This window comes from Paraburkholderia unamae, assembly GCF_003268775.1.
GTDB classification, from domain to species: Bacteria; Pseudomonadota; Gammaproteobacteria; order Burkholderiales; family Burkholderiaceae; genus Paraburkholderia; species Paraburkholderia unamae.
On record NZ_QLSU01000001.1, the window covers coordinates 300,970 to 312,774 of the forward strand.

At 65.9% G+C, this 11,805-nt stretch carries 9 protein-coding genes; 3 read left to right on the top strand and 6 right to left on the bottom strand.

Features of this window, described 5'->3' with window-relative positions:
* Positions 1-4 precede the first annotated feature (4 nt).
* On the bottom strand, positions 5-2,158 hold the full coding sequence (locus tag C7401_RS01230; RefSeq protein WP_258396810.1) for an NHL repeat-containing protein: 2,154 nt from the start codon (positions 2,156-2,158) through the stop codon (positions 5-7).
* Positions 2,159-2,557: 399 nt separating this feature from the next.
* Here C7401_RS01230 and C7401_RS01235 point away from each other — a divergent pair, with 399 nt between their 5' ends.
* From C7401_RS01235 to C7401_RS01245, 3 genes are read left to right on the top strand one after another with little or no spacing between them, the layout of a single operon-like run.
* Positions 2,558-3,640, top strand: coding sequence for an acyltransferase family protein (locus C7401_RS01235; RefSeq protein ID WP_112169462.1), 1,083 nt, complete (start codon positions 2,558-2,560; stop codon positions 3,638-3,640).
* Between the two features lie 54 nt (positions 3,641-3,694).
* Positions 3,695-4,738 carry a GDP-mannose 4,6-dehydratase gene (gene gmd, locus C7401_RS01240; protein ID WP_112169463.1) on the top strand — a complete coding sequence of 348 codons (1,044 nt, stop codon included), beginning with the start codon at positions 3,695-3,697 and terminating at the stop codon, positions 4,736-4,738.
* A complete protein-coding gene (locus tag C7401_RS01245) occupies positions 4,725-5,681 on the top strand; it encodes a GDP-mannose 4,6-dehydratase (RefSeq protein ID WP_112169464.1) in 957 nt (318 codons plus the stop codon). Before gmd ends, C7401_RS01245 begins: the two co-directional genes overlap by 14 nt.
* Positions 5,682-5,756: 75 nt before the next feature.
* Here C7401_RS01245 and C7401_RS01250 read toward each other — a convergent pair whose 3' ends face one another.
* The 5 genes from C7401_RS01250 to C7401_RS01270 form a co-directional block, all read right to left on the bottom strand.
* Positions 5,757-6,914 (bottom strand): glycosyltransferase family 4 protein, encoded by a 1,158-nt coding sequence (locus tag C7401_RS01250; RefSeq protein ID WP_112169465.1) that lies wholly within the window; start codon positions 6,912-6,914, stop codon positions 5,757-5,759.
* A gap of 28 nt (positions 6,915-6,942) precedes the next feature.
* On the bottom strand, positions 6,943-8,166 hold the full coding sequence (locus C7401_RS01255; RefSeq protein ID WP_112169466.1) for a glycosyltransferase family 4 protein: 1,224 nt from the start codon (positions 8,164-8,166) through the stop codon (positions 6,943-6,945).
* A complete protein-coding gene (locus C7401_RS01260; protein ID WP_258396811.1) occupies positions 8,163-9,581 on the bottom strand; it encodes an O-antigen ligase family protein in 1,419 nt (472 codons plus the stop codon). Before C7401_RS01260 ends, C7401_RS01255 begins: the two co-directional genes overlap by 4 nt.
* A gap of 68 nt (positions 9,582-9,649) precedes the next feature.
* A complete protein-coding gene (locus tag C7401_RS01265; protein ID WP_112169469.1) occupies positions 9,650-10,795 on the bottom strand; it encodes a glycosyltransferase in 1,146 nt (381 codons plus the stop codon).
* A 34-nt stretch (positions 10,796-10,829) separates the two neighbouring features.
* The gene (locus C7401_RS01270; protein ID WP_112169471.1) at positions 10,830-11,756 is read right to left on the bottom strand and encodes a glycosyltransferase family 2 protein; all 927 of its coding nucleotides are present in this window, start codon (positions 11,754-11,756) and stop codon (positions 10,830-10,832) included.
* Positions 11,757-11,805: the final 49 nt, after the last annotated feature.

The window sequence follows — 11,805 nt, forward strand, 5'->3', positions numbered from 1 at the left end:
AGGGTCAGGCCGGTTTCCAGCGATACATGAGCACCTTGCCGCGCGCGTCTTCCTCGACAAACACGAGATATTCGCCATTGGGCTGCCGGTGCGCGGAGATGCCGAACGGCACGTCGACCCAGCCCGAGGCGTGGCCTACTTCCGGCCCGGGGCCGAAGGTGCCGAGTTCCTTCGCGCTGTCCTTGTCGTAGACATGCACGTTGCCCGCGGGCTCGACGACGAACACGTACTGCCCTTCCACGGTGAGCCCCGCGGGCGTGACAGGCGGCTTCGCTTTCGGGTCCCACGGCAGTTGCAGCACGTAGCGCTGCTCGGGATGGCCGCTCGACCACTTGTCGTAACGCACCAGCACGCGCCCCGCCTCTTTCCAGAAGCCGGGATCGTGCGGCGAATCGGCCGTGTAGCCGGTCACGTAGAGCGAGTCGGTCTGCGGTTCGTAAATCGCGCGATGCACCTCGGTGAACGGCGCAGGCACCGGGTACTTGTCGAGCTTGTCGTACGAGTAGATCGGGTTGCCCTTCGCGTCGAGGCCGCCGAAGCGAAAGCGCCAGATGCCCTTGTTGTCGCGCGCGCGCCAGATGTCGCCGCGCGTGTCGACCCACCAGCCCCAGCCGCCTGCCAGATGGTCGCGGCCCGGATTGCGCGTGAATTCGTCGGCGTCGAGCGCGCCGTTGCCGTTCGCGTCGCGCCAGATCCAGTCGCCGCCGGGCGGCGCCTTCGGCACGTTCTGCACGCCGCGGCCGCGGCCCGCGATGAAGCCCGAGGGAATCGCGGTCTCGCCGTCGCGCTGCGCGTCGAAGCGATAGATCTTCAGGTGGTCCGCGTACATGTCGGTAAGGAACAGGAACGTGTGACCGTTCAACGCGCGCGCGGTGGGCAAACCCGGCCACTGGTCCGTATGAAAAACCGGGTCGTCGGGATAGCGGAATCGATTGGACAGGAATCCGACGTATCTCGAGTCCTGCCCCGGCGGCTTCGACAAATCGAGTTCGAAGCGCTTGTTACCCGTGTAGACGCTGTTGGGCCGTTGCGGGTCCACCCATGCACCATCGACGAATAACAGGCCCTCCAGGTTCCACAGGCGCTTGCCCGCAGGCGTATAGGCTTCCAGCGTCGCGCCGAGTCCCGCGCCGATGCTGTCGTCGTGCTGCGGCCCGATGCCGTTGGTCGAAACGTAGATGTTGCCGCGCGCATCGGTGGCGACGCCCGTCAAGCCATTGAATCGGCCAGGCCCGGGTCGTCCCGCGACGCCCGCGAAGATGCCCCCGCGCTCGCCGAGCGTGGCGCTCTGCGTCCACGTCTTGCCGTTGCGCGTGTAAATGAGGATCTGCTGACGCGGGCCGTTGTCGGCAATCAGCAGGCGCTGCTGCGGATCGAACGCGAGATCCACCGCCACTGTGTCGTCCGGCAGTGCCAGCGTGTCGCCAAGGCGTTTGCCGTCCGGCGAATAGTGTTCAATGCGCGGGGTGTGCGCGCCGCCCGTGAGCACCCACAGCGAACCATCGGCGGCGAGCGCGATGCGTCCCGGCGCCTGCACGTCCCACTGCGTCTTGCGTTGCATCGAGTTCGCGTCATACGCCTCGATGCGGTTCATCGGCGTGTTGCTCACGTAGAGCGTCGAATCCGTCGCCGCGAGGCCGTCAATGTCGGCATGCGTGCCCGCAGGCACGTCGTTGATCTTGAGGAACGCGCCCGCGAGCTGCGCATGCGGATTGAGCGGGTCGGGCGAGGCCTGGAACGCGGCGGCGCGCTTCGGCTCGTCCAGCGGCCTGCGCGTGATGCCGTACCACTGGCTGCCCTTCGCGGGCCAGATGCCCCCGCCGACCAGGTGCCCCTTCTCGTTGCCCACGCCAACGGCCGCATACAGATAGCGCCCGTTCACGGCGACGGCATTGCCGCCCGCGCCGCCCCAGCCATGCGTGCCGCCGGCAAAGCCGAGCGGCTTGCCGTCCTGGTACGCGCTGATCTCGGCGCCGCTTTCGTCCCACGGCGCGTTGGTGAACACCTTGCCTTCGGGCGTGACGGCAATGGCCGTGACGTTGATCTGCATCCACGTGCCCTCCCCGTAGCCGTAGCTGTTGCCGATCCACGAGGTCGTCACGTTGAGTTGCGGCGCGGCGATGGTCTGAACCGACGACGTGCAGATGAACGTGCACATCGCGGCCAGCGCCAGCGTCCTGCGCAAGCGGCGATCGGGATTCGATAACGGCAAGGCAATTCCTCCGGGTCTGATTACGGCAATCTGCCTGGATCATGCCGTACAAACCGCGTGAAAAATCGCCTCTAAAAAACGGAAAATAATTCAAAAAAATTCAGTATTTATGACTCATTTCCGCACATTGAGAAATAAATGCGCGAGCATCGAATGCATGCCTGAATGGCCCGTTTGGCGGGCTTCCGCCCCGTTTTTCAGAAAACTATCCGGATTTCATATCGCGCAAATTCATTCATTTCGATTTAAAAATACGCGCCAATATATTTCGGCTTTTTGAACATTTAATTCTTTCTAGAATGAATCGCGACCCAACTGCGCATGCACGCACCCACCGGAGAACCGATGACCGTTAGCCGTCCCGTCGATCACCCAGGCAGCCCCGCTGCCCACTCGCACCGCATCGTCCAGCTGGACGGACTGCGCGCGTTCGCCGTGCTCGCCGTGTTCGCGCAGCACGCCTTGCACGCGCCGCTGTGGATGGGCGTCGATTTGTTCTTCGTGCTGAGCGGCTTTCTCATCACCGGCATCCTGCTCGAGCGCAAGGCGCGCGGGCAATCGTATTTCAGCTACTTCTACGCGCGCCGGCTGCGCCGCATCCTGCCGCCTTACGTGCTGCTGCTCGTGGTGTCGTCGCTGCTGTTCGGCTTCGGCTGGGCCCACTACTGGCCCTGGTATGCGTTCTTCGCCACCAATATCGGCGACGCCCTGGGCCAGAGCGGCCACGACAGTCTCAACATTCTCTGGTCGCTCGCGGTGGAGGAACAGTTCTACATCGTGTGGCCCTTCGTCGTGCTGCTGCTGCCGCGCCGCGCGATGGCCGTGGTGGCGGCCGCGCTCATCGTGCTCGTGCCCGTGCTGCGCGCCGTAGCCACGCCGTGGTTCGACTCGTACTGGCCGATTTACTACCTCACGCCGTTCCGCATGGACCTGCTCGCCTCGGGCGCGCTGCTCGCCGTGCTGGTGCGCCGTGACCGCAATGCGCTGGAGCCGTTCAAATGGCCCGCCGCCGTGCTGTTTTTCGCGGCACTGGCCGTGCTGGCGTGGCTGCATCTGCACTACCCGCGCTTTCGCGCCATGAATACGCCGCTTTCGAATGCACTGCTCTATAGCGTTTCGCTCGTACTGTGCACCTCCATCGTCGTGTTCGCGCTGCAATCGAAGGGCATCGTGCGGCGCGTGCTGTCCAACCCGGTGCTCGTGTATATCGGCACGATCAGCTACACGATCTACCTCATTCACCTCACGATTCTGTATGCGGTGTGGCCCCTCCACTACAGCCGCATCACGAGCGCCGCGATTGCGCTCGCCCTCACGCTCGCTTATGCAAGCGCGAGCTGGTTTCTCTTCGAGCGTCGCCTCACGCGCGGCCCGCGCCGCAGCGCAAGCACGGCGCCTGCGCGCCTCGACGCACGCGTGAGCCAGTAAAGCGCTCGCAATCGCAATTCCTGAATCCCGTTCGCTACTTCAAAGGCACATCACATGAACGAACGTCGCAATGCGATCATCACCGGTGTTTCCGGCCAGGACGGCGCTTACCTCACGCGCCTTCTGCTCGACAAGGGCTACAAGGTCACCGGAACCTATCGCCGCACCAGCTCCGTCAACTTCTGGCGCATGAACGAGCTGGGGATCCTCGACCATCCGTCGCTCGATCTCGTGGAGCACGACCTCACGGATGCCGGTTCCACCCTGCGTCTCGTCGAGCGCGCGCAAGCGCAGGAGGTCTACAACCTCGCGGCCCAAAGCTTCGTGGGCGTCTCGTTCGACCAGCCGGTCACCACGGCCGAAGTCACCGGCATCGGCGCGCTGAATCTGCTCGAAGCGATTCGCGTGATCAATCCGAAAACGCGCTTCTATCAGGCTTCGACCTCCGAAATGTTCGGCAAGGTCCAGGCGATCCCGCAGTGCGAGGACACCGCGTTTTATCCGCGCAGCCCCTATGGCATCGCCAAGCTGTTCGCGCACTGGTCCACCGTCAACTATCGCGAGTCTTACGACATCTTCGCGACGAGCGGCATTCTCTTCAATCACGAGTCGCCGCTGCGCGGACGCGAGTTCGTCACGCGCAAGATCACCGACACGGTCGCGAAGATCAAGCTCGGCAAGCAGAACATGCTCGAACTCGGCAACCTCGACGCCAAGCGCGACTGGGGCTACGCCTCCGAGTACGTCGAAGGCATGTGGCGCATGCTGCAAGTCGACAGCCCCGACACCTACGTGCTCGCCACGGGCCGCACCGAAACCGTGCGCGACTTCGTGAAGATGGCCTTCACGGCGGCCGGCTTCCAGCTCGAATGGTCGGGCAAGGGCGAGCGCGAAACCGGCATCTGCGTTGCCACGGGCCGCACGCTCGTGCGTGTGAGCCCCCGTTACTACCGCCCCGCCGAAGTCGATCTGCTGATTGGCGACGCGACCAAGGCGCAGGAAAAACTCGGCTGGCAGCCGCAAACGTCGCTCGAACAGCTCTGCCAGATGATGGTGACGGCTGACCTCGCACGCAACGAACGCCATGACACATTCTGATCCCGCAAGCCGTCCGCGCGCGCTCATCACGGGCATTGGCGGCTTTACGGGCCGCTACATGGCCGCCCGCCTCGCGGCGGACGGCTACCGCGTGTGGGGCACCGTGCGCGAAGGCGAATCGCTGAGCGAGGAAGCCTTCCCGTTCGGCGCCACCGCGATCGAAGCCGACTTGCTCGATCGCAGCGCCATCGGGCATGCGGTGGAGAGCGTGCAGCCCGACGTGGTCGTGCATCTCGCAGCAGTGGCCCACGTGGCCGATAGCGACGTTGCGCGCACCTACGTCGTGAACGTGGTTGGCTCGCGCAACCTGCTCGAAGCGCTCGCGCATCAAAAGCACGTGCCGCGCGCGGTGCTGCTCGCGAGCAGCGCGAACGTCTACGGCAACGCCACCAACGGCGTGATCGACGAAAAGGTCGCGCCGCAACCCGCCAACGACTACGCGGTGAGCAAGCTCGCGATGGAATACGTCGCAAAGCGCTGGGAAGCGCAATTGCCGCTCATCATCGCGCGTCCGTTCAACTACACGGGCGTGGGCCAGTCGCCGGACTTCCTGATCCCGAAGATCGTCGAGCACTACGCGCGCGGCGACCGCTCCATTTCGCTCGGCAATATCCACGTGGCGCGCGACTTTTCCGATGTGCGCGACGTGGTGCATGCCTATGCACGGCTCGTCGAAGCCGCGCCGCGCGGCGCCACCGTCAACGTTTGCTCGGGCAGCGGCCAGACGCTGGGGGCGCTGCTCGGCATGCTCTCGAACATCGCCGGCTACGAGATCGAAGTGAACATCGATCCGCGCTTCGTGCGCGCCAACGAGGTGCGCCAGCTCATCGGGTCGAACGCGAAGCTGCGCTCGATCGTTGGCGACAGTTCGCGCAAGCATCTGGAAGACACGCTGCGCTGGATGTACGAAGAAGCCCGCGAACGCCTGTGTGAAACGCAATAAGGCGCTAACAGCTTTTGCTTAAGGAATAAACCGCCGCTCTCACGAGCGGCGGTTTTCTTTTGGTGCTTTGAAACCTCAGTGGGCGGCAATCGCTTCGGCGTAGACACCGGCCACGCGCCTGGCGATCACGGCATTGTCGAAGTGCTCACGCGCGTAAGCCTTGCACGCCTCTTCGTCCGGCAGCTTGATGCGCCCTGAAAGCGCGCCGTCGATACCGTCGGCAATCGCGTTCGCGCCGGTCGTCGGCAGCACGAGATCCTGCGAAAGACCGGCCACCGCCTCGGGCAGCCCTCCAACCGGCGTGACAAGCACGGGCGTGCCGGCCGAAAGCGACTCCACCGTGATCAGGCCGAAGCCCTCCAGCGCGACAGTCGGCACCACGCTCAGCGTAGCCGCGCGATAGAGCGACGGCAGATGCGCATCGGGCACGAAGCCGAGCAGCTTCACGTTGTCCGCGAGACCGGCTTCGTCGATGCGCTGCTGAAGTTCGGACTCCAGACGGCCGCGACCGGCGATCAGCAGGAGCACGTCCGGGTGACGCTGCTTCACCATCTTGATCGCATCGATCAGATCCTCCAGACCCATGCGGCGCACGAGACGGCGCACGGCCAGCACGATCGGGCGGCCTTGCGGCAACTGAAGCTTCAGGCGGGCTTCCGCCACCGTGCAGCCCGGGTCGAAATGCGCCGTGTCCACGCAGCCCGGCACGATGCGCACGCGCTCGGGCGAGATGCCGTAGCGGCGCGTGAGAATGTCGCCAAAGGCTTTCGAGAGCACGATGAGCCGCGAGGAACGCTCGTACACCGACTGCTCCAGCGAATGCTTGATGCGCTGGCTCAGCGTGGCCGCGCCTTCCACGAAGCTCTCGTCGGCCCACGGTCCCTGGAAATGCGAAACCTGCGGAATGCCGCGCGTCACGTCGAGACCCGGGAAGGTGTAGAGCGCGAAGTGCGAGGAAATCACGTCGGGCCGATGGCGGCGAATTTCGCTGCGCAGCGCGCGGCGCGCGTCCATCAGCCGAAACGGCAGCGAGCGCGAAGCGGAGCCGAAGCCCTGGATGGCGCCACCGCTGTCCTGGGCCACTTTGGGCGAGCCGGCCACGACGCCGCGCACGCGCACGCCCGCACCGGGCAGCGCGCCAACCAGCGAGTAATACATGCGATCGAGCCCGCCTGCGCGCTCGGGAAACCAGTGCATGCCGATCTGTAGCGATTGAATGGATTGTGTGGTCATCGCGTGTCCTTGTTCTGCACGAATGCGGTTATCGGGGGGGGTCTGCGCGCTGGAGCGTTTGACCGCCCGGCAGCGTCGCAGCGGCGAACGCAGGTTCTTCGCGGCGCACGGCCGCGCTCGCGTCGCCGGCCAGTTGGCGGTATAGCGCGATGTACTGCGCCGCCATGCGCGCCCAGCCGAACTGCGTGGCGAGTTCGGCTGCGGCCTCGCCCATGGCGAGACGGCGCGGCGTGTCGTTGGCGAGCGTTTTCACGGCGTTGGCGAGCGCCGGCACGTCGTCGGGATCTTCGAGCACGATGCCGCATTCGGGCGTGATGATTTCCGCCCCGCCCGCCGTGCGCGCCGTGACCACGGGCAGGCCCGCGGCCATTGCTTCGAGCAGCGAAAGACTCATCGCTTCGTAGCGCGAAGGAAAGACGTAAGTGTCGACCGAGCGCATGAGCGTGGGCATCTCGCGCACGAGGCCGAGAAAATGCACGCGCGACTCGATGCCAAGCTCGCGCGCCAGATCGGGGTACGGGCTGCCCGGCAGGTAGCCGGCCACGGCCAGATGCACGTTATCGGGCATCTGCTTCATGGCATGCAGCACCGTGCCGAGGTTCTTGCGCGGCGTGCGCAGGTCGCCCACGAACAACAGCAGGAAAGCATCGGCGGGCAGCGAGAACTTCGCGCGGTCGGCGCTTGCGGCCGAGAAGCCCCGCGTGTCCACGCCGTTGTAGATCACGTCGAGCCGCTCGACAGGGTTGCCGCCCGAGGCGCGGATTTCGTCGGCCACCTTGCGCGAAACGGCGGCGATCACGCGCGAACGGCGGTACGCCCAGCGCTCCAGCACCGCATTCGCGCGCGTGTAGACGAACTGGTAGGCCGACCACACGCCGCGCGTGAGGCCGAACGGGTAGTACTTGCTGCGCGCCCAGCCGCCATGCACGAAGTGCGCGGTGTTGACGTCGGCGTGCGCCCAGGTGATGAAGCCGTTCACATGGAGCACGTCGTACTCGCGCCGGTGGCGGCGCAGCCACAGTGCGCTTTTCAGCGCGAACACCTGCTGACGCAGCAGGTTGGTGGGCCACGCGCGCGAAGGTTGCACGCTCACCCATTTGACCTTGGGATGCGCCAGCAACTCGGGCGCGACATGCGAGGCGACCAGCGTCACCTCGAACCCTTCGTCGAGTGCGGCGCGCGCGATTTCATGATTGACGCGGCCCTGGCCGTCGTTATGGCGCACGACATGCGTGACGATTGCGACTCTCAATCGGAGACCTCCGTGGTAAGGGCCTGGCGCCGTTCCAGCTTGCGCCAGTGCCCCGCGCTGAGAATGGAAAACACGCTCGAAAAGAGCAGCAGGCCGCCCGTGCCCACGAGCGAGTTGGTAAAGACAAGCATGGCGAAGATCGAGATCGCGAGGCTCAGGCACGCGCAGACATAGCGATCGTCAGGCATGCGCAGCGACACGCGCACCGCCCGCAACAGCAGCCACAGCACGCCCGACATGTAGAGCAGCGTGCCGGGCCAGCCCAGCACGAACGGAATGTTCATCACGCCGCTGTCGAAGCTGCCGTACTGGCCGAGCTGGCCGTTGTTGCTGGACAGCTTGGTCGATGCGCCGGTCGCGCCCAGGCCCTCGCCCGTCACGTCGGTGAAGGCCTTTTTGGCGAAGTCGGCATAGAACTGATTGCGCGCCTCGTAGCTTTGGTCGTCTTTGAGGTTCACGAGCGTGTTCAGACGCTGCTGCATGCGGTCCGCCACGGGACCGAACGTGAGCAGCGGCACGCACACGCCCGCGAGCACCACGGCGCTCACGATGATGCGAATGCGCACCTTGTTGCTCGACTTCATCAGCTGGATCAGCATCGCGATCGCCCAGCCGCCCCAGGTGGAGCGCACGAGCGAGAGCGCGAACGAGAAGAAGCCGAACGCCGCCGCGATCCAGCGCACGCGGTGCGTCGCGGCCATCACGAACACCATCGCGCCCATCATCGCGAACGCGAACGGGCCCGACGAATTCATCGTGCTGAACACGCGCACGCCGAGCGGCACGGGGTCGCCCTGCGAGTTCATGTCCGAGCCGATCATCCACATCGCGTCCCACGGCGGCATGATGAAGAACTGCACGAGACCGTACGCGCCCATCACGAGCATGCCGTAGATGAAGGTGTTGACGATGGTCTTGCTGCACTCGGGATACTGGCGCGTGAGCACCATGATGTGAAAGCCGATCAGGAACGGATAGATCCAGTTCGCGAGGTCATACACGGCGGCGGCCGGACCGCTGCCCACCACGCCCACCGCGAACCCATAGCCGATGCCGAGCAGCGCGAGCAGCAGCGGCAGGCCGCGCCGCTGGCCGAGGATCGTGTAGTAGCGCAGCAGCGAGATACCGCTGATCATCGTGACGGCGAGCGGCGCGACCTGAATCAGGCTCGTGGGCGTGAAGCCGCCTTTGCCGTAGTCGGCCAGACGCCGGACTTCGGGGCTCAGGAACCACAGCCACCACATGTAGCCGATATAGCGCACCGGGTTCACGAAGTAGAGCCAGAAGCCCACCGCGATGGCCAGCACGGGGAACGCGAGCGTAAGCACGGTGCCCTGATGCGCGCCGATCAGGAGCGCCGTGAACAGCCACAAGGCGAGCGGCGGCAGCGTGTCGCGGCCGAACAGGCCGCGCATGCCCCCGCGGCGGGCCGCCTTCGGGCTCGCGGGCTGCGCTGCGGGAATTGCGGTCGAGACTTCCATGATTACATCCCGCGCGCGGCCACGCCCCGGCCTCGGGGTTCGCTCGCCAGCGCTTCGCCATTGAGCGCGTCGCGCTCGTGCAGCATCTCGCGCGTGAGTTGCGCATGCTGGCGCGCGAAGTGCTGCGTGGTGAGATCGCGCGTGCGCAACTGTTCGCAGGCTTCGCGGGCCTGGGCAAGCGCGCGCGCCGGGTCGGCGACGAGCGCGTTCGCGGCGTCGCGCAACTGCTGCGCGTTGAACGGTTCAACGTAGGAGGCGGCGCTTTCGTCGAAGTAGTCTTCGAGCGCGCCCACCTTCGTCGCGATCATCGGCTTGCCGAGGGCCGCGGCTTCCAGCATCACGGTGATGCCCGAAGCGTGCGTGTTGGGGCGCAGCGGCACCACGATGATGTCCGCCCAGTCATACAGCGCATGCTGTTGCTGGATGCCGGAAACACGCACGATTTCCACGTTGTCCGCGCGCGCCGAAGCCGGCATGCGCCGCCGCGTGGCGATGCGCACCTGGTAGCGCGAATCGTTGCCAAGCGCGCTTACGAGCGTGGTCCAGTCGCGGTCGCGGTCGTTGCCGATCGCGGCCACGCGCACCGGCGTATGCGGCTTCCACTCCGTGGGCGCACGCAATGGAAAATCGCTGGTGTTCAGCCCATAGAGCACGTGGCGCGCCGTACGGCCGAAATACTCGCCGCACAGCGCGGCATTCTCGCTTGCGAGCGTGGTGAGCAGATCGGCGCGTTTGAGCAGCCGCTTGTAGATCGCGCGGCGCAGCGCGCCATAGCCGGGCCAGCGGTCGAGCAGCCACACGCTCTGCGCGAGCAGCAGCGGGCGCGCGCCACCCTTCCTGGCATTCATCAGCAGCACGAGCGCGACGGCCAGGTGCTCCTGCTCGGTATGCGTCCAGATGACATCGGACTGCAAAATGGCGCGGCGATTGCGCCATGCGTGGATGAAATCGAAACCAAGCGCGGCTTTCAGCGCGCGGCGCGCGAAGCGCACCGGCGTGCTCTCGCTCGCATCGTGCGCGTAGTTGAGCGCGAATTCCGCGGATTCCGCGTGATGGTAGCCGTACAGGCTGCCGATATTCTCGCCTTTGCGATAGCGGCGCGGATCGGCGCCATAAAAAAGGTGGACGTGGACTTGCGTACCGCTCATTCAGGGTCCTCCGTGTAGTCGTTGGCCGCGCGGCTCAGGCGAGCGCGCGGCGCGCCTCTCGTGCACCGCCGCGCACCGCGCGCCAGCGGGCGAATGCCGCGGCCGCGGAGCCGCCGCGCAGGGCGCTCAGGCCCGTATGGACGATGCCCGGATACACTCGCGTACCGACGAGCGCGTACCACCACCAGGCGGTTTCGCGGCGCAGCGGCGTGAGATGGCCGAGCAGGATCAGATGCAGGTTGTAGGCGGCGTTGCGGATCGAGGCAAGCGTCTGCGCGTTGCGCGGATCTTCGCCGGGGCGCGGCGCGGGAAAGTGATCCACGGCCACCAGCGGGTCGTACATGAGCTTCCAGCCCGAGCGCTTCACGCTCATGCTGAACGCCATGTCGTTATGCGTTTGCGCGCCGCTGCCGCGCAGGCGGCGGTCAAAGCGCAGGTCACCGATCGCGGCGCGGCGGTAGCTCATGTTCGCGCCCTTGAGCAGATCGACTTCGCGTGCGCCGCCCGCGCCCAGATGATGATTGCCGATGATGCGGCCCGAGCGTTGCAGCTTGCCGACGAGCGTGCGCTCGCCGTCGATCATCCGGCCGCCTTCGTGCACCCAGTCGCGGCCGCCGAGCGCGCCGAGCTTCGGGTCGACCTCGAAGGCCGCGCCGATGCGCGCGACCCAGTCGGCGCGCGGCGCGGCGTCGTCGTCGGTGATGGCGATCACGTCGCCCGTCGCGGCCTCGATGCCGCGATTGAGCGCGGCCACCTGCCCCGGCTCCTCCACGATCGCGAGGTCCACGCTGAGCACGCGGGGCGTGACGTGGTCGGCAAGGCACGCGTGCGTGGCTTCGTCGTCGGCGCGCGCCACCACCACGATCTGGTCGGGCGCGCGCTGCTGACGCAGCAGCGCCGACAGGCAGCGCGAGAGATCTTCAGGACGCCGATAGGTCGGCACGAGCACGGTCACTTTCATCGCGTGTTCTCCTTGGCTGTGCGGGATGGATGCATGTGCGTCATATGCG